The sequence below is a fragment of the Sunxiuqinia sp. sy24 genome, assembly GCF_052677165.1.
Window position 1 is genome coordinate 76,459 of sequence record NZ_JBQYLH010000006.1, and the last position, 18,655, is coordinate 95,113.

Annotated in this window: 13 protein-coding genes and 1 pseudogene; 3 read left to right on the forward strand and 11 right to left on the reverse strand. The window is 43.6% G+C overall.

Annotated features, from left to right (window positions below):
- Positions 1-199 precede the first annotated feature (199 nt).
- Both kdsA and ACUNWA_RS07185 read left to right on the forward strand, forming a co-directional pair.
- Entirely contained in the window at positions 200-1,006 is an 807-nt protein-coding gene (gene kdsA / locus ACUNWA_RS07180; protein WP_445591212.1) for a 3-deoxy-8-phosphooctulonate synthase, read from the forward strand.
- A gap of 22 nt (positions 1,007-1,028) precedes the next feature.
- Entirely contained in the window at positions 1,029-1,439 is a 411-nt protein-coding gene (locus ACUNWA_RS07185; protein ID WP_445591213.1) for a Dabb family protein, read from the forward strand.
- Here the strand turns inward: ACUNWA_RS07185 and ACUNWA_RS07190 are convergent.
- Positions 1,436-2,722: a nucleoside recognition domain-containing protein gene (locus tag ACUNWA_RS07190; protein WP_445591214.1), complete on the reverse strand. Its 1,287-nt coding sequence runs from the start codon at positions 2,720-2,722 to the stop codon at positions 1,436-1,438. The genes ACUNWA_RS07185 and ACUNWA_RS07190 overlap by 4 nt on opposite strands.
- Positions 2,723-3,940: 1,218 nt before the next feature.
- Between ACUNWA_RS07190 and ACUNWA_RS07195 the strand changes: the two are divergent.
- Positions 3,941-5,118: pseudogene (locus ACUNWA_RS07195) on the forward strand (IS3 family transposase).
- Between the two features lie 133 nt (positions 5,119-5,251).
- Here ACUNWA_RS07195 and ACUNWA_RS07200 read toward each other — a convergent pair.
- From ACUNWA_RS07200 to ACUNWA_RS07245, 10 genes are all read right to left on the reverse strand, one after another.
- Complete coding sequence (locus ACUNWA_RS07200) at positions 5,252-5,677, reverse strand: DUF1573 domain-containing protein (protein WP_445591215.1); 426 nt, start codon at positions 5,675-5,677, stop codon at positions 5,252-5,254.
- Positions 5,678-5,773: 96 nt separating this feature from the next.
- Complete coding sequence (locus tag ACUNWA_RS07205) at positions 5,774-7,489, reverse strand: RagB/SusD family nutrient uptake outer membrane protein (protein WP_445591216.1); 1,716 nt, start codon at positions 7,487-7,489, stop codon at positions 5,774-5,776.
- A gap of 22 nt (positions 7,490-7,511) precedes the next feature.
- Positions 7,512-10,961 carry a TonB-dependent receptor gene (locus ACUNWA_RS07210; RefSeq protein ID WP_445591217.1) on the reverse strand — a complete coding sequence of 1,150 codons (3,450 nt, stop codon included), beginning with the start codon at positions 10,959-10,961 and terminating at the stop codon, positions 7,512-7,514.
- 171 nt (positions 10,962-11,132) lie between these two features.
- Complete coding sequence (locus ACUNWA_RS07215; RefSeq protein ID WP_445591218.1) at positions 11,133-12,233, reverse strand: FecR family protein; 1,101 nt, start codon at positions 12,231-12,233, stop codon at positions 11,133-11,135.
- Between the two features lie 41 nt (positions 12,234-12,274).
- Positions 12,275-12,862 carry an RNA polymerase sigma-70 factor gene (locus tag ACUNWA_RS07220; RefSeq protein WP_445591219.1) on the reverse strand — a complete coding sequence of 196 codons (588 nt, stop codon included), beginning with the start codon at positions 12,860-12,862 and terminating at the stop codon, positions 12,275-12,277.
- A 319-nt stretch (positions 12,863-13,181) separates the two neighbouring features.
- On the reverse strand, positions 13,182-14,459 hold the full coding sequence (locus ACUNWA_RS07225) for a DUF4861 domain-containing protein (protein WP_445591220.1): 1,278 nt from the start codon (positions 14,457-14,459) through the stop codon (positions 13,182-13,184).
- Between the two features lie 4 nt (positions 14,460-14,463).
- On the reverse strand, positions 14,464-15,261 hold the full coding sequence (locus ACUNWA_RS07230) for a gluconate 5-dehydrogenase (RefSeq protein ID WP_445591221.1): 798 nt from the start codon (positions 15,259-15,261) through the stop codon (positions 14,464-14,466).
- A 27-nt stretch (positions 15,262-15,288) separates the two neighbouring features.
- Positions 15,289-16,530 carry a DUF2264 domain-containing protein gene (locus ACUNWA_RS07235; protein ID WP_445591222.1) on the reverse strand — a complete coding sequence of 414 codons (1,242 nt, stop codon included), beginning with the start codon at positions 16,528-16,530 and terminating at the stop codon, positions 15,289-15,291.
- Positions 16,531-16,588: 58 nt separating this feature from the next.
- Positions 16,589-17,431 (reverse strand): 5-dehydro-4-deoxy-D-glucuronate isomerase, encoded by an 843-nt coding sequence (gene kduI / locus ACUNWA_RS07240; RefSeq protein ID WP_445591223.1) that lies wholly within the window; start codon positions 17,429-17,431, stop codon positions 16,589-16,591.
- Between the two features lie 7 nt (positions 17,432-17,438).
- Positions 17,439-18,599, reverse strand: coding sequence for a glycoside hydrolase family 88 protein (locus ACUNWA_RS07245; RefSeq protein ID WP_445591224.1), 1,161 nt, complete (start codon positions 18,597-18,599; stop codon positions 17,439-17,441).
- Between the last annotated feature and the right edge of the window lie 56 nt (positions 18,600-18,655).

An 18,655-nucleotide genomic window follows, 5' to 3' on the forward strand; every position in this document is an offset into this window, starting at 1 on the left:
CCATCCTCCTTCATTTCAAACGAGATACCAACACCCTGGCGATTCGAATGCTGGCTTACGCATAAAACAGGCAGACGCTTTTATCACTAGACTTCTGGCTCGGGGTTCTTCTTTCCCCATGCCCTCTGCACATCATTATTCTTCCCTGAATTCCTCCATGTTTCCTTTCAATTTGTATCTTCGCATAAAAAAAAAGAAGATGATCCCAAAACTGAAACATGCCGGCAAAAATTTTCTCTTACTGGCAGGCCCTTGTGTTATTGAAGGAGAACCAATGGCCTTTGATATTGCCGAAAAGATAGCCGCCATTTGCGACCGGCTGGAGATTCCATTCGTGTTTAAAGGTTCGTACCGCAAAGCCAACCGTTCGCGGATTGATTCCTTCACAGGTATTGGCGATGAAAAAGCGCTGAGCATTCTGAAAGCCGTGGGCGAAAAATTGAACATCCCAACGGTTACAGATATTCACTCGGCCAGCGAGGCAAAATTAGCGGCGCAATATGTCGATGTGTTGCAGATTCCGGCTTTCCTGTGCCGCCAAACCGATTTATTGATTGCTGCTGCCGAAACCGGCAAAGTGGTGAACATTAAAAAAGGGCAGTTCCTGTCTGCTGAGTCGATGAAATTTGCCGTTGACAAAGTTCGCGATTCGGGCAACGAGAACGTGATGCTAACCGAACGTGGAACCACTTTTGGCTATCAGGATTTAGTGGTTGACTACCGCGGCATTCCAATCATGAAAGAAAATAACTGCCCGGTGATTATGGACATCACCCACTCCCTGCAACAGCCCAATCAAACATCGGGCGTTACCGGAGGAAAACCCGAGCTAATTGAAACCATTGCTAAAGCAGCCATTGCTGTTGGTGTTGATGGTATTTTTATTGAAACCCATCCGAACCCAGGTGTTGCGAAATCGGATGGTGCCAACATGTTACAACTCGACTTGCTGGAACAGCTTTTAACCAAACTGGTTAAGCTAAAGCAAGTGACCGATCAACTATAAACCAATAAAAAAACAGCGCCGCATGAAAAATCGCCGTACTTTCTTAAAACGATCATTTGCCGGAATCGGATTTTTAAGTTTCCCCCTGTTTGCCAAAAAGACCAGTGCCAGCGAAATGAAAATAAGCCTACAAGATAGTTTTATACACCATGTTTATTTTTGGTTGAAAGAACCCGAAAATGAAGCGGCCTGTAAACGTTTTGAAGAAGGGCTGAAACTATTAGTCACCATCCCGGAGATCAAGCTTTACCACACCGGCAAAGCCGTTCAATCGGATCGCGATGTGGTGGATGATTCCTTCACCTATTCCTACTTGGCGGCATTCGACACGAAAGCCGATCAGGATACCTACCAGGTACATCCCACTCACCTGAAATTCGTTGAAGAATATGGTGATTTATGGGAGAAGGTAATTGTTTACGACGCGCTTTAATGAAAAAATAGGTAAGCGATCAGGATAGCGGCAATAATTCCGGTAAGGTCAGCAATTAACCCGCAAACAACAGCATAGCGGGTTCTTGTAATTCCTACCGCACCAAAGTAAACAGCCAAGGTATAAAAAGTCGTTTCGGTTGATCCTTGAAATACGGATGATAATAAGCCGGCAAAGGAGTCGGGGCCAAAGCCGGGGTTATTATAAATTTCGAGCATAGCGCCTCGTGCCCCACTCCCACTCAGGGGTTTCATAAAAGCAACGGGCAAGGCATCCACAAAATCGGTGTTTAGCCCAACGAACGAAACAAGTGCTTTAATACCACCGATCACCAAATCCATGGCCCCTGATGCCCGAAATACGCCAATGCCAACCAGCATGGCCACCAGGTAAGGAATAATTTTGATGGCGACATTGAAACCATCTTTTGCTCCGGTAATAAAGGAATTGTAAACATCAATCTTCTTCCGGAAAGCCAAAAACAGAAAGGAAATAATAATCAGGAAGATGATCAGGTTGCCGCCAAACGACGAGACTTCCGTAATTTGATCCTGATTCAAACCAGAAAACCACCACAATAAGCCGGCAATTAAGGCCGTTGCCGTTCCGATGTACGCAAGCACGGTTTTATTAAAAAGATTGATCCGCTGATAAATAGATACCGATATTAAGCCCGCAAGCGTAGAGAAATAGGTGGCTAATAAAATGGGGAGAAAAATAACGGATACCATCTGCGACTCAGCAGCCACGCGGTAAGCCAGAATACTCACCGGAATAACCGTCAGACCCGAAGTATTCAAAACCAAAAACATAATCTGTGCATTCGATGCTTTGTCCTTTTCCACATTCAGCTCTTGCAGGTCCTCCATGGCTTTCAGTCCCAGCGGCGTTGCGGCATTATCCAATCCCAGCATGTTGGCCGAAAGGTTCATCATCATGGCCCCAATCGACTTATGATTTTTGGGCAGCTCCGGAAAAAGCTTGTTAAAGAACGGACCGAAGATACGGGCAATAAGGTTGACTGCGCCCCCATCTTCGCCTACTTTCATGATGCCCAGCCACAGCACCATCACTCCTATTAACGCAATAATCAGGTCGACACTGGCCGTTGCCATCGAAAAAGAAGCATCAACCATATCCTTAAAAACATGCAGGTCAACTTCCGTGAAAATGATGCCCAGCGCATCGGCAAAAAAATCGCGAAACAAATAGCCCAACACGCGAATAAGAGCAACCACAAAGGCCACCAGAAAAAATCCGATCCATATGTAATTTAATACCATACCAATAAGCTTATTCAAAGCCCGGGAGCCGGGCACTCGATCTCAAAATTAAAACCGAAACTACAAAAAAAGCCTGAGAAATCCGGCATCTGCCTTCAAATCGGTCCCTTGTGCTGAAACTAAAAGAACGAAAAAGACCAAGGCCGACGACGCTTTTCACCTACCGATGAAGTGGAGGACTTAGGTATTGCTGGTAATCGGTTCGTGCGTTCATCTGTTCGTGTCCTCGTACCCTCGGTGATCCGTTTTGAGCGTCGTCCTGAACTCGTTTCAGAATCTGTTCCTTTTAGGATGGCGCTTGAAGACGCCGGTTTCCTTCGCCCCAACGGGGCTAAAGCAAGCAGCCAGGGGAAACAGAACAGATATAAAAAAGGTGCAATCGCTCTTCTTGGAAAGGCTCCAGAGCAGACATGTACCGCAACGAAATCAGTCGGCTCCTTTCATTTCTTTTCCGATGAAAAGAAACGCCCGCCTGCCGAACGGGCAGGGAAACAAAGAAAAATCCTAAAAATTTCATCCTTCTACCCGCCAGGCTCTCGCTGGCCCGGGCCAAATTTTCGACCAACGCGCTTTTCACCTGCCGTGAAGTGGAGAATTTAACCCTTGTCTGATCTCAGTGATCGGTTCGTTCATTCGTCTGTTCATTTCTTCTATTGCTTTTTTTCCAGCCAGAATCGTCTTCGGTTCAAGTCCGGATCTTCTGCGTTGCTTCTGGGTATCTTCTGTATTGCTTCTGTATTCAAAAACACAGAAGATACTTTGAATTAACGTAGAAAAAACGTGGAATTACCGGACTTGGTACGGAGCAAGATACACGACGACTAGGCTGACCCCATCTGCTGCCTTAGGCCGCAAAGTATAATGAGCTTACTCATTGCGACGGCTCGGAAGTAAAAGCTATCAGTTGTTTAGAACGAGAATAACATGCGTTTATTCATGCATGCATTTTGTAACGTTTTGTAAATTGAGCAGGGAAAGCTAAAAACGAAAAAACCAATGAGAAAACAATCCTACAAACTCCACCCTCGCACATCCAGCATTTTTACTAACAAAAACACATCCAGCTAATACTTGTATTAGGTTTCATGCTAAAAAACCGACACACAAATAGCACATGTGCAATCTCCAACACACATGCCGAAACTTCAGCTTACAAAAGAGTGAAGTTGCTACATTTGATTGGACGGTAGGTTAAGTATTATTTTATTCACCTACATTATGAGTCCTATGAGAAAGAAGTTTGACAAAGAATTTAAGAAAAAAGCCGTAGAGCTATCCTATGCGAGAGGGAATGCCAGCGAGATTGCAGATGAACTGGGAATCGACCGAGCATTACTTTATCGGTGGCGTAAGGAATTTAGTCAATATAAAGACAATAGTTTTCCAGGTTACGGGAATCCGAAGATGACGGATTTGGAGCGAGAAAATGCCCGCTTACAGAAAGAGCTTCGAGCAGCCAGAATGGAACGCGATATCCTAAAAAAGGCAATCAGCATCTTCTCCGTGAACGATGGGAAATCTAGCAATTTATAAGTGATCACCGCAACCGGTTTTCTACCCGGATGATGTGTAAAGTATTCAAAGTAAGTAAAAGCGGTTATTACCACTGGCTTCAGAACAAAGACTCAGGCCGCTGGAATGAAAACCAAAAGTTATTGGTCGAAATTAAACGGATTTTTCAGGATAGTGGTCAAAGCTATGGAAGCCCGCGGATGAGCGAAGAACTTCGCGCCTTAGGACACAAGGTGTCACGTCCTCACACGGCCCGAATTATGAACGCTGCAGGACTGCAAGCCAAGCGGAAGCGAAAGTTCAAAGCGACAACCGACACCAGGCACAACTATCCGATCGCTCCCAACCTGTTAAACCAGAACTTTTCGGTTTCTGCCCCTGCCAAAGTTTGGGTTTCCGATATTACCTATATCAGAACCAACAAAGACTGGATGTACTTGACTGTCATTATTGATTTGTTTGATCGTAAAGTGATTGGCTGGGCGATGAGCAAAGGCATGCGTGCGAAAGAAACAACGATTCCTGCATGGAGAATGGCCGTAAAGAATCGTTTGATTACGAATGAACTAATCTTTCATTCAGACCGTGGTATCCAGTATGCCTGCAATGCTTTCACCAATCTATTGGAACGCGAGCAGCTGGTTGCCCGCAGTATGAGCCGTAAAGGTAACTGCTGGGACAATGCAGTAGCCGAAAGCTTCTTTAAAACGATAAAAGTGGAGTTGGTCTATCAACGGAGCTTTCTCGATCAGGAATAAGCCCAATTATCCTTGTTTCGGTGGATCGAAACCTGGTACAACAAACGAAGAAGGCATTCGGCTTTAGGGTACAAAACAATAAACGAATTTGAACAACTAAATAATAATCAAAGAATAGCAGCGTAACTCTTAACTAGCCGTACAGTTTTTTGTTGCATATCCATTTGTCGATGTATCGAGCAAACAAAAAAAGAGTTGCCTTTGCTGACAACTCTTTCGCCCGCCGTTATGGCCGGTCTTATTTACCGGAGTTTTTGAGTTACTGAAGCGTTTGCGTAACCTCCCCCGTAAACTTCACATCAAATGCGTCTTTCTGATTACTCAGATAGACTCGAACCGACTTACTGAACACCCCCAGATGATCAGCAATATATCGAATTTTCAAGTCTGAAGACGCCTGAGGAAGAATCGGCTCCGGCTGTAATTCAGGAATCGTACATCCACAAAATATCCGAACTTCATTGATTATAACTGGCTTGTCCGCCATATTTTTCAGGGTGAGCACCAATTCCTTCTCCTGCCCAACAGCTATTGCCCCCAGCTCATAAATAACGTCTTCATTGGCCGAATCCGTTATTTCCAGCATTTTGGTCTCGCCCCGATTGGCTTGCTGCCCACTGCACCCCCAAAGCAAAGCTCCCAGTGCGAATAAAAGCAAGTGATTTCGAAATACGTTTTTTTTCATGGGTGAAGAATCCTGTTTCATTGATGTATTATTTCTACTAAAAACCAATAAACGAGTTGCCCGTGAGCAACTCGTTTAATTCTAATATTGATTCGGTTAGTATCCAGGGGTTTGTTCTAACACAGTCGTTCCGGTTTCGTCAACCGACAAGTCGCGCTGGGTTTGTGGAATTGGCCAACGCTCATGTTTTCCTGCCGTAAAGCTTTTACCTGACAGATGCGTCATTTTAGTTCCTTCCACACTCAGGTAGTTATTCATCACATCAGCTGCAATGCCCCAACGTACCAGGTCGAAAAAGCGTAGTCCTTCCATAGCAAACTCCAGTCGGGTTTCATGCTGAATGGCTTTCATGGCAAATTCTTTCGATTCAAAAGTATCATCATAAGTTTCAACCATGTAATTGGCAGCAGGAGTTCCATCAGCAAACGTAACCACATTGGAGTCTTTAGCCCGGCTACGAATTTCATTGACCAAATCAGTTGCACGGTCAAGCGAACCAACCTGGGCTTCGCATTCGGCCAGCCAAAGAATAACATGCCCTAAACGGAACTTACGGAAGTTATTGGGATTAACACCCGTTGCCCAACCGGTAGTGGTAGCCAATCCTTTTTCAGATTGTTTGAACATATTTTTCTTATACAAATAAGGTCCGCCATTGCTGGGATCACGAATCCAACCATAACCAACATGAATTCCCCAATCCAAAAACGGAACTCCCGGACGTCCAACCGTATGATCCAGGCGCGGGTCAACAAGCCCCTCGTACATCACATCTTCATCTTTCGTGATATCGGTATCGTAAGGAAGCATATCGTCGGCCGTATAGGTATCATCCAGCAGTGGCAAGCCATCATCGCCCACGCGGTAAGCACTTACCAAGCTATGAGTAGGCTGAAAAAAACCACAGCAGGTTCCCATGCCGGCAACCCCATGAGGAAAGTTTAAAGCATCGCCCCAGCCACCATTAGGCGACCCCGACGCACCGTCGTTGGTTGCATATTGAATTTCGAAGATCGACTCCTTGTTGTTATTAAATTCAATCAGGTAGTTCTGCTCATAGCTTTCCATGAGATCGAAAGGCCCGTTGGTGTAAACATCATCCAAAAGCGGTAAGGCCTCATCATATTTCCCTTGCAGTAAATAAATGCGAGCCAGGTAGGTTTTAGCAGCCCACTTAGTAGCCCGTCCAGCATCGTTCCAGGACTCCGGCAAATTGCTGGCAGCGAATTTCATGTCAGTTTCAATTTCGGGCCAAAGGACATGATCGTTTACTACTGTTTTTGGCGTTTCGGTATTTTCATCAATGTACGGCACCTGACCGTGAACCATCGTCAGTTCAACATAGAAATGGGCACGTAGAAATTTTGCCTGAGCCTCAGCCTGCAATTTCTCCGTTTCATTCATATCTTCGGTTCCCGGCAAATACCGAAGCACATCGTTGGCACGAATAACACCATCGAATAAGCCCTGCCAATGGTTGGCCACATAGCCATTATCCGCATCCGCAGTAAACGCCTCTACGGGGTTGATGGTTGCCTGGTCGCCATAATCTGATCCTTTATAGGCATCGTCGGAAGCAACACTCCCCCATACCCAGTTTGAAACAGCACTGGCCCAAACCGCACCATCGGTAGGCAAATGTGTTCCGTCAACAACAGCATAGGTTCCTGTCAACAAATACTCAATTCCTGTTTTACTGGTTAAAGTTGTTGGAGATCCTTGTCCCTTAGGTTTTATCTCAAACCAGTCATTGGTGCAGGACGAAATCAGTCCTGCCACAAAGATGAAGGATAGAAATAATATCTTTTTCATATGTCTTTTCATTTTTAAGTGATTACAAGTTCAAATTAACACCAAACATGAAGATTCGGGAAGTTGGATAAACGCCTTCATCAACACCCATCAAACGATCGGGGTTGGAGTCCGGGTTTGAAAGTTCAGGATCTAAACCGCTGTAATCCGTGATGGTAAATAAATTGGTTGCCTGAATATAAAGTCTTAAACTTTCAATACCTGCTTTACTAATCAGCGAGCTAGGCAGACTATAACCAATTTGTAAATCTTTCATTCTGAAATAAGAACCATCCTCGATAAAGAAGCTGGAGTTCTTTTGCATAGCGGCATCATCGCGCAAGGCAATGGGCTGTGTAATTTTAGCACCTGCGGCGTAACGCTCTTCAGTCCATGACTCGTACAAGCGTGCTTTTCCACGGTTCCCGGAGAAGTTATTAAACATGATCCAACGATTCACGTAGTTAATCAGGTCATTACCTTGCGATCCCTGGAAGAACATGGTCATATCCCAGTTCTTGTATTCCAGGTCAATGTTGATTCCATAAGTGAAGTCAGGGTGTGGACTTCCAATAACTGTTCTGTCAGCCGCGTCAATCTTACCATCGCCGCTAATGTCCCGGTATTTAAACACACCCGGCTGGCTGTATGAATCACCATCAAAGGATTCTGAATTATAAGGCACATGATCATATACTTCATCCCATGAATTAAAGATACCATCAACAACATAGCCATAGAAAGACGAAATTGGCTCGCCTGTCATACTGGCTGTATAGGTATTTTGACGTAAGGAAGGGCCGTACAAAATCTCATTCGGGTTTTCGTTCAGCTTAACAATCTCGTTCTTGTAATGCGAAATATTGGCCCGAAGATTCAGTTTAAGGTCTCTGCCAATCTTTTCGCGGTAGGAAACCATCAGGTCAAATCCCTTGTTTTGCATCTCACCAATATTTACCGCAGGTAATTCCAAACGACCATAAGTATAAGGTAAACTCTGGTTATAGAGCATATCGGTTGTTACCCGTTTGTAAATATCCAGGTTGACCTCCAGCTTGTTAAACATGGTCACATCAATTCCCAAGTTGGTTGTTACACTGGCTTCCCATTTTCCATCGGGATTACCCAACTTGTATTTGTGAATACCTGCATCGGTAGCCGAGTTTGAACCTGACAAACTGTAGTACGATTCGCCATTGTATACCCGGTAGGTGGTGTAGGCATTGTAGTAACCACCAACATTATCATTTCCGTTTTTACCCCATCCAAAACGAAGTTTCATGTTATCAATCCAGCTCGTATTACTCATGAAATCTTCCTCTGAAAGACGCCATCCTACAGAGAAAGCCGGAAAGGTTCCCCAACGGTTATCTTCGGAGAAACGAGAAGAAGCATCGCGACGCAAGACCACTTCAGCTAAATATTTTCCCATGTAGTTGTAATTAATACGACCAAAATAGGAGAAGGTAGACCACTCATCGAACGATCCATTGGCAACCTGATCTTTTTCACCGGCGTCCAAAACCATGTAATCCAAGTCAGTACTCGCAAATGTTGAACGACTACCCTGGAACCAATCATAATTCCACTTTACTGCTTCAGTTCCTAACAGGAAGTTGAAATTGTGCTCATTATTAATAGAAACTTCGTAATTCAAGGTGTTGATCCAGTTATACTGGAATGTTCCGTAATAGAATTGCGATAAAATATCGGTTGGAATTGCTTCCGAAAACTCCGGGTTGGTCAAGGTGCGATCCTGACGGCGGGTACTGGTGTAATCAGCTCCAATCAATGTTTTCAATTTTAAGCCTGAAAGTAAATTAACCTGTGCGTAGGCATTGGCCAGAACGCGTAGGTCGCGGTAATAGTCATCTTTATCTCTGGTAAGAATGGCTACCGGGTTGGCTCCGTTACCCATTGTTTTGGCCTGTGTTCCGGCAAAATTTCCGGCAATATCACGAACTGGAATAAGAGGTTGCATCCGGTAAGCAAAAGAAATAGAGTTACCTTCATCGTTGTTCGTTCCTTGTCCTGTTCTGTCGGTATAGGAAACGCCCAGGCTCTCCCCTACTTCAAGCCAATCCGTAATTTTTGTATCGGCATTTGAACGTAAAGAGAAACGCTCAAAACCGGTATGTATAACGACTCCGTCCTGGCTCATATACCCCCCAGAGAAAGCGTATTTCCCTTTTTCTGTTCCACCAGACACTGAAAGGTTATACTCCTGAATGGGAGCAGGATCAAGAATCTCATCGTACCAATCGGTTCCCTCTTTATTGGCTCGGGTGATTCCATTATAAGGACTGGGATAACTGTAGTCACTCTCATTAACTTCGCCTTCCATCGCGCCTTCAGGAATTATATAATCAGGAATAACCGGTTCTGCCCCATAGCCATACTGTGAGTTTCCCCACCCCTCGTCGCCAACGTTCAACCCCAGGTTTTTACTTTCAAGCCATAGCAAATCACCATACTCCCTAGAATTTAATAAATCCAGGCTGTTTATTGTCCGCTGAATTCCATAGCGGGCATCAAAACGAAGAGTTGGTTTCCCGGCTTTACCACGTTTGGTGGTTACCAAAATCACACCATTGGCAGCGCGCACCCCATAAATGGCCGAAGAGGAAGCATCCTTCAATACAGACATGGACTCAATGTCGTTTGGATTGATTTTACTTAAGCCTCCTGAAGTTGGTACTCCATCAATAATGTATAAAGGATCGTTGTTGTTGACCGAGCCAATTCCCCGGATCCGAACCATAGACTCTCCACCGGGGGTATTGTCATTGGTGATTGTCACCCCAGCCACGCGTCCTTGCAATTTGGCTGCGGCACTGGCTGCCGGAACCGAGCGCAATTCCGTTTCATCAACCGATGAAACAGCTCCGGTTAGTGTTTTTTTCTGTTGGGTACCATAGCCCACCACAACCACTTCATCAACGCCAATCACGTCGGGCTCTAATACAATTTGAAAAGAGGCCTGATTGCCAAGTGTAATCGTTTCGGTCCTCATCCCAATATACGACACCGTAATGGCCGTAGCGCCTTCTGGAACATTAAGGGTAAAAAGACCATCAAGATCGGTAATTGTTCCACTCGTGGTTCCTTCCAAAACAATCGATACTCCGGGAATGGGCATGCCATCATCCCCCTTAACCGTACCGGTTATCACCCGTTCGCCTTGGCTAAGCTTCATCGGTTTAAGAACGATAAGATTGTTATTCTGAACACTGTAGGTCATATTCTTCCCTGAGAAAAGTTCATTGAGAATGTCATCAATCTCCTTATTACGGACATCGATATTGACCATTTCATCCAAGGATAAAACATCTTCCGAGTAAAAAAACCGGAAACTACTTGATTGTTCAATGACGTTCAATACAGAACGTAATGATTGATTTTTGATCTCCAGGTTAAGCTTGGTATTTTGAGAGTATACTCCCGCACTAACCTGAACTAATCCCAGCAGTAAAAAAAAGGCTGTTAGTTTCATAAATAGAAAAAGTTTTTTCAATTGATCCCCGGGGGATTCAAAGAACTGTTTTTTTTTCATAGTTTTACAAATAATTAGTTAGACGATACATACTTACGTATGCTGTTGTTTAATAGAGTAGCAGGGTGCTGGTACCATCCTGTTACTCTTTTTTGATAGTTTGTTATTTTACTAAAATTTAGGGTTATACCATATGCTTACATTTTTATTGTCAAGTGTATAATTAATTGGTGATGTGATGCTAAGCACATCCAATACTTCTTTCAGATTTTCATCCATCAAGGTGCCACTATAGGCCAAATCGTATAACGAAGAATCTTTTATGTTGATGCTTACATCATACCGCTTTTCAAGCTTCTTCATGAGTGAGCCAAACTTTTCTTTATAAATCACCCATTCCTTTTCTTTCCACGAGGTATAAATGTCTGTTCTCGCTTCAGAGGTTAATACCGCCTTTTCGATCTTCAATGGAGTTTCAGCAAAGTATTCGATGTGTTTTTCCATCGATTGACCCGCCAAATTCTGGTCAGCCATCGTATGTCCTTTATCTTTGAAAATGGTTAGTCTTTGATTGGGCTTTAAAAGCAGATCTTGTTTTTGCGGCGACACGGAGCGATTAACAGTCACTTCTCCCTCAATCAAAATTGTTTCAATAAATTCTTCATCGCCATAAGCCCTTACATTGAAACGCGTACCGGTGGCCTTCACTTTCACACCCAATGCTTCAACAAAGAAGGGTCGATCTTTATTCGTTACCACATCGAAGAACGCTTCTCCCGCCAACCAAACCGTTCGTTGGTTTTCATCGAAGGTAACCGGGTAACTCATGGAGCTGCCCGCATTAATCCATACGCGCGATCCATCGGGCAAAGTCACTACCGACCTACTACCATAGGGCACTTCAGTTATAATATAATCAGCATGTAATTCCTGGGTTTCAGTTGTCGGGTTCAGGTCGAAATAAAAATAGCCGAGTACGAAGGCGATTGCAAATACAGCAGCAATCTTAGCAAACTCCTTTCCGAGTTTTATTAGATTTGTCCGCTGGTTAATTTTAGAGGCTACTTTTTTCCAATTCTTTTTGGTATTAAATCGTTCAGATTTCATTACCCCCGAGGAAAGTTCTAAATAGGCAATGGAGTGACTGAAGTAGGCTGTATTTTGTGCCGAAGCCTCCACCCACTCAAAAAGTTCGGCCTCTTGCTGTTGGCTTAGCGTTCCATTTACATAGTCTAATATAAGGATGTCTATCTCTGAATTATTCATCATCATATGGTATGCGTATACTTACTTTATCTCTATGACAATGAAGCTTAAAAATGGCGTACAAGATTAAACAGGAAAATTTGATCGACCGCCTTAAAATCTTTAAAATCAAGGCGAATCTTCTTCAGCGCACGTGCAATCTGCGTCTTCACGGTGCCCACGGATAGGTTTAACTTTTCGGCAATTGCTTTATAGGACATCTGCTCGTACCGATTCAGAAAAAAGATATAGCGACATTGCTGTGGTAAAGATTCAATAGCATCTTTCAGTTGCTCTTCGAGCTTATCGAGTTGCTGTAGCTGCTCAATTTTATCTGAAATTTCTTCTTGCTTATAAAAAGGGTAACTACGCTCTGAATTGAAGGTCACTTTCTGCTTCCGTTTGCGTAGCTGATTAATTGACAAGTTGCGGACAGCAATGTATAAATAAGACTTTAAAGAACTGGTGATTTCAATCGATTGACGCTTATTCCAAAACTCCATAAAACAATCATTAACGATATCCTTTGCATCTTCATGATTGCCTAATATTCCGGAAGCATAAGAGCAGAGCGCAGCGTAATGGGAGTTGAAGATATACTCAAAAGCCTTCTGATCATTATGAGATTTTACCCGTGAAAATAAGATTTGATCCATGTTTGGCATAGTTCAGCTTCGTTAGTTTAGGAGTATATCGGACGTCAAAAAATACAATCGCAACATAAACAATTATATTTTAACGGAAGATAGAAAGATTTATTGAAATAAAGGAAGGTATTTGTAATTTATAAAACACCTCATATTCAAACGAAAACGCCCGTCACTCTGATCTATCCAACGTTATGGAGCTTAGCTGTTAAAAAACATAAAAATAACAATCATCCTTCACCCTGCAATTCGAACAATCAATCTTAACACAAAAAGAAAGGAGCCATGTTCCCATGACTCCTTCGGATTTAACGATAGACGATCCGTCCTAAATAATAATGTCTATTGGATGACTTAGCTTTTCAGCTTCTTCGTTAATGTAGCTTTGAAAATGGTCCATTTCTTTCCATTTTGGATTTTCGAGCCCCCAGACGGCAAAAAAGTAATGCCGTGCTGGCTGGTTATTTTTAATCTTTTGCGCCAGGTAGTAAGTTTCTGAAATAACATGACTGAAATTCTTAGCAGGCACCGTCTGGTAACCTTCCGCAAAAAAATTGATATCTGTTGTCCGGTCAATTTTTGTCATCTCAGCTTTTGGAACCATTACGGCCATTCCAAGTTCATCTTTGTTTAACGATTGAACGTCAAGTGTGGCAATGGCCGAAAATTTATCACCGGCATCAAACGAATAAGGTTCGTTTTTCAATAAGCTGGTAACAATACCCGTTGCCAACTGCTTTTGCCCCGTAAATCCTGTTACCGTAACATCCGACTGAAACCAATACTTTCCGGGATAAATAGAGATGCGTTCAACAGCATCGAGTTGTTCGCCATTGACATCCCACCCTTTGTATTTCAGATCGAATACCGAACGAATTGGACCTTCTACAATTTTCTGGTACTCATAAACCTCCGTAGAGCCCAACCGAAACAGGGAATCATTTTCGAGCAAGGCCAGACCTCCGGATCCTAGGCTGCTCCCACAGTGCAAAACATCCATTCCCCAATCAGCTAAATCATGATAGCTCCCCATTTCCGGCGTATGAATTTTATCGATGATCAAGCCAGGCTGAAGCTTTCCAAACAGGTCTTTCACATTCCGGCAATCGAAGTAATTCCGGAATCCCATTTTATCGTTTTCCCAGTTTACACTTTCACCTTGAGCAATGGTTGGAAATCCATCCAAGCCTTGAGGAGCAAAATACTGATCCACTTCTTTAAAGGAATGATCATCCTGAACAATTCCCAAACGTACGTTCGTCCGTTTTTCAAAGTCTGGATAATCAGCTGCCGAAACGATCTCAACATCCAGTAAAATTATCTCATTGGCCAAAAAATCAAAGTTGACAACCAACTCATCCCAAGCGCCATCAGCATCCATATCATCGACCTGAGTTGGAACCAGCTGTCCCTTGTGCATCAAAACAGGAGCCATTCCGGCTTCAAATTTGCCGAATTTTTGTTCCAGATCAACTCGCTCAATTAGGATGGTTTCATCCGGACGATCAACATTCAGACCATTCTTCATCGTAAGTTGATTGTTCGATTTTGAACAAGAAAAAAGTCCGGCAACAAGTACAAGTGATAGGTAGATTAGCTTTTTCATAACCTTAGTCCAAGTCGTTTTCACCTTTAACATAGCCAAAATTGGCTAAAATTCCACCATCAACATAAAGCACCTGACCGTTGACAAAGTTGCTGGCCTCCGATGCCAGGAAAAGCGCGGCATTACCAACATCTTCGGGTTCGCCCCAGCGTCCTGCCGGCGTGCGGGTCATCACCAAATCGTTGAACGGATGGCCTCCCTCACGTATTGCAGCTGTTTGTGATGTTGCTATGTATCCGGGACCAACGCCATTGATTTGTAAGTTGTATTTAGCCCACTCGCAACACATATTCGCGGTTAACAGTTTCAATCCACCTTTGGCTGATGCATAAGCTGAAACCGAGTTACGACCGTAAACGCTCATCATGGAACACATGTTGATGATTTTCCCACTGCGTTTGGCAATCATTTTAGGAGCTACACGCTTCGCAACAATCAAAGGAGCAACCAAATCCACATCAATCACCTGTTTGTAGTCAGCAATAGCCATATCCAAAATAGGAATTCGCTTAATGATTCCGGCATTGTTTACCAGGATATCAATCTCACCAACTTCCTTTTCAATTTCAGAGATTCCGCGATCAACATCTTCTTCACTGGTCACGTCAAATTTTAAGGCAAATACATCGATGCCTTCTTTTTTATATTCTGCACGACAGCTCTCCAGCTTATCGCCTGACAAGTCGTTAACACAGATTTTTGCCCCGGCTTTTCCCATAACCTTGCCAATAGCCATCCCAATTCCGTGAGTTCCTCCGGTAATCAGGGCCACTTTCCCTGTTAAATCAAATAATTCGTTCATTTCAATTGTATTTGAATGTCTTGTTTATTAATTCTTCAATGCATGGTCAGCCGGGAAATTTGTTCCTCCCCAAATTGTTTTGGCAGTCCAGTCTGTTTCAGGGCCAGCCCAAAACGGATCATCTTCCGGAAGACCAAGGGCCAACAGACCAACCGAACACAGGTATAAGCTTCCGGTTGAAAGATAACTTTCAGCAATATCCGGTTGATGTCCGACAAAACCGATTTTCAGCCAGCCATTGGCATCAAAAACACCATCGGCTTCAAACATGCGTTTAATAACGGCAGTGAGACCACAACGCACCTGAGCCGGCTTAATGGACTCGGGCAAATGGTGTTGAAGAGCCATTTGCGACAAATGTTGAAAAGCTCCAAAACGGTAGGGTAAAGACCGGCCAATTGCAGGGAAAGTTCCTTCCGGAGAAATCAACTTTTCCTGGATAGCCGCATAACGGGTAGCTCGCTTCAAAACAGTCTCATAGGTGGATTCATAGCGCTTGTTATGCTTGACGACCTCCGCTAAAATATCGACCATCATAGGCTGAATGACATAGCTGTTGTAGTAGTCCCAGTGAAACTCAGGACCATCGCCATACATCCCATCGCCAACATACCACTCCATGTGTTTTTTGAGAGTCAAATCAACACGCATTTGGTCCCAGTCTTCGCCGGCAAAAGCCAGAAAAGCCTCAACCATGCCACTAAACAAAAGCCAATTATTATACCACGGGGTAATTTCCCTTGAACTTTTCATCGCTTCAACCAATTGCCTCTGGGTGGTTTTATCTAGCTGTTTCCAAAGCACATTGGGTGCTCTTAAAATTGCATGTGCTAGAAAGGCAGCATCGACCAAAGGTTGATACCCTTTGGTGAAATTCATGAAGTCGGGAGAATTTGGATCTACGGCCATTTTCAGACTCTTCTGAGCCAACTCAATGAACTGTTTGCGTTGCTGTCCCTCTCGACTGCTATCAGGCCCCAGCTCAAGCCAAGGCGCCAAGCCGGCCAAAAGCCGGCCAAAAGCTTCCAGGTAAGTAACCTCTTCCCTGTTCGCCTTCATTCCCGGCTTGCATTCTACCGGCATATTCTTTTTCAATTCACCTTTGCTTAATGATTCCAACAATGGTGAGGAAATAGTGGTTAACACATGCACCCAATATTCGCGATGATTGGTTGGCTCATCTGCCGCAAAAACAGAAGCCGTTGCTTTTCCACTAAGGGGCAACAGTCCCGCTAATGACAAGTATTTAAAAACGTCTCTTCTTCTCATTTTCTAGGTATTTTGTCAGAAAGACAACAATACCCCTCGAAGGGGGTATTGTAAAAGGTCATTTTAATTCAATTGGTTTAATGACATCCATATCAGTGTAATCCAGGTTTTCGCCGGCCATACCCCAAATAAAGATATAATTGCTCGTACCTGCTGCGGAGTGAATAGACCAACTCGGGGAGATTACAGCTTGCTCGTTTTTCATCCACAAATGACGAGTTTCCTGAGGCTGTCCCATGAAGTGACAAACCGCCTGATCTTCCGGAACATTGAAATAAAAATAAACCTCATTTCGTCGGCTGTGTGTATGCGCAGGCATCGTATTCCAAACGCTTCCGGGTTTCAGCTCGGTCATTCCCATTTGCAATTGGCAAGTTTCAACAACCGTATTGATCAACAACTGGTTGATGTTTCGTTCATTGGATGTTTCAAGAGAGCCCAAATGCAATACGTTGGCATCTTTCAAGGTCACATGCTTGGTTGGAAATTCTTTGTGAGCCGGTGCCGAGTTAAAATAGAAACGAGCAGGTTTTGCTGAATCTTCCGACTCAAAAGCAACTTCCTTTGCTCCTTTTCCAATGTACAGGGCGTCTTTAAACTCAAGAACATATTTTGTCCCATCAACCGAAACAGTTCCTTTGCCACCAACATTAATAATTCCTACTTCGCGACGTTCGCAGAAATAATTTGCTTTCAGAGCATCAACGGTTCCGAGTGTTAGTGCTTTTGTAACAGGAACAGCTCCTCCAACGATATAGCGCTCAATATGTGAGTACACTATATTGATGGCATCCTCTTCCATTACTTTCTCAACCAAGAACTCTTTTCTGATTTTTTCCGTGTCATACGCTTTAAAATCATCCGGATGATACGCATAACGTTCTTCAAAATTTGTAGTCATAATTCTCTTATTTTTTTAATTCATGTTTCCGCTTAATTGCTTCTAGATAGTAATAATCAGCATAATTCAAAGGAACATTGATTTCTGAATTACCTGGCAAATGCCCAACACAGTGTTTCAGCAAAAATCCTCCATTGGCACCGCCTTCAGCCAAGTAAGCCGGAGAGGAAAGCTTTTCCACGATTTGATCGGCCAAATCAAAATAGTGTTGGCCATCCGCGACCATCGTACCTAGCTCATAGAATGCCGAAGCCACTAAAGCTGCCGCTGAAGCATCCCTTTCACTGTTTGGAATTTTAGGATCGTTATAGTCCCAGTATGGGATCAAGTCGTCTGGTAAATTGGGAATAATAAATGCGGCAATATCTTCTGCTGCCTTCAAATATTTCGGATCGCCTGTCTCCCGATAACAAACAACATAACCATATAATCCCCAGGATTGTCCTCGAGCCCAGGCTGAATCGTCACTGTATCCCTGGTGAGTCTGTTTGCGCTCAACTTGCCCGGTAATGGTATCGTAGCTAACCACGTGGTATGAACTCATATCTTCCCGGAAATGATTCTCCAGCGTAGTGTTAGCATGGGTTACTGCCATATCCCGGAAACGACTATCGCCAGAAACTTTTGATGCCCAAAACAACATCTCCAGGTTCATCATATTGTCAATGATAACAGGAAATTGCCATTTACCCCAATCCCAAGAACGAATAGTTCCTGTAACTGGATTAAAACGTGAGGCCAAACTTTTAGCGCCTTGTAGAATAACTTCTTTATACGCTTCGTCGCCAGTCAGTCGATAAGCATTTCCATAGCTGCAAAACACCATGAATCCCAAGTCATGAGTTCCCGTGTAATATTGCACACCATCCAACTTCTCCGTTGCTCTGATGGCTGTATTTTTCCATTGGGCATCATTGTTCAAATCATACATATACCAATACATTCCAGCCGGGAAGCCGCTACACCAGTCTCGGATCCCAATCATTTTGTATCCGTCCTCTTCAGTCCATGATCGGGGCAACTTCTCCGAATCATCGGTTGCTTGCACCAACACATTCAATTGGTCAGAAAGCCGTTGCTCCAAGCCATTATCTGCCGTTTTTCTTAGAGAACATGCCTGAAAAAGAAAAAACGCCAAGCCAGCAAAAACCAAATACTTCATTTTCATCTGTTTATTTTTAGATCGTTTTAGAGCTACAAATCTATTACAAATAGAGTAAAAAT

What these genes read in the sequence shown, in the direction of transcription:
- kdsA (WP_445591212.1), top strand. Translation starts at nt 200, where the DNA reads ATGATCCCAAAACTGAAACATGCCGGCAAAAATTTTCTCTTACTGGCA.
- ACUNWA_RS07185 (WP_445591213.1), top strand. Translation starts at nt 1,029, where the DNA reads ATGAAAAATCGCCGTACTTTCTTAAAACGATCATTTGCCGGAATCGGA.
- ACUNWA_RS07190 (WP_445591214.1), bottom strand. Translation starts at nt 2,722, where the DNA reads ATGGTATTAAATTACATATGGATCGGATTTTTTCTGGTGGCCTTTGTG.
- ACUNWA_RS07200 (WP_445591215.1), bottom strand. Translation starts at nt 5,677, where the DNA reads ATGAAAAAAAACGTATTTCGAAATCACTTGCTTTTATTCGCACTGGGA.
- ACUNWA_RS07205 (WP_445591216.1), bottom strand. Translation starts at nt 7,489, where the DNA reads ATGAAAAAGATATTATTTCTATCCTTCATCTTTGTGGCAGGACTGATT.
- ACUNWA_RS07210 (WP_445591217.1), bottom strand. Translation starts at nt 10,961, where the DNA reads ATGAAACTAACAGCCTTTTTTTTACTGCTGGGATTAGTTCAGGTTAGT.
- ACUNWA_RS07215 (WP_445591218.1), bottom strand. Translation starts at nt 12,233, where the DNA reads ATGATGATGAATAATTCAGAGATAGACATCCTTATATTAGACTATGTA.
- ACUNWA_RS07220 (WP_445591219.1), bottom strand. Translation starts at nt 12,862, where the DNA reads ATGGATCAAATCTTATTTTCACGGGTAAAATCTCATAATGATCAGAAG.
- ACUNWA_RS07225 (WP_445591220.1), bottom strand. Translation starts at nt 14,459, where the DNA reads ATGAAAAAGCTAATCTACCTATCACTTGTACTTGTTGCCGGACTTTTT.
- ACUNWA_RS07230 (WP_445591221.1), bottom strand. Translation starts at nt 15,261, where the DNA reads ATGAACGAATTATTTGATTTAACAGGGAAAGTGGCCCTGATTACCGGA.
- ACUNWA_RS07235 (WP_445591222.1), bottom strand. Translation starts at nt 16,530, where the DNA reads ATGAGAAGAAGAGACGTTTTTAAATACTTGTCATTAGCGGGACTGTTG.
- kduI (WP_445591223.1), bottom strand. Translation starts at nt 17,431, where the DNA reads ATGACTACAAATTTTGAAGAACGTTATGCGTATCATCCGGATGATTTT.
- ACUNWA_RS07245 (WP_445591224.1), bottom strand. Translation starts at nt 18,599, where the DNA reads ATGAAAATGAAGTATTTGGTTTTTGCTGGCTTGGCGTTTTTTCTTTTT.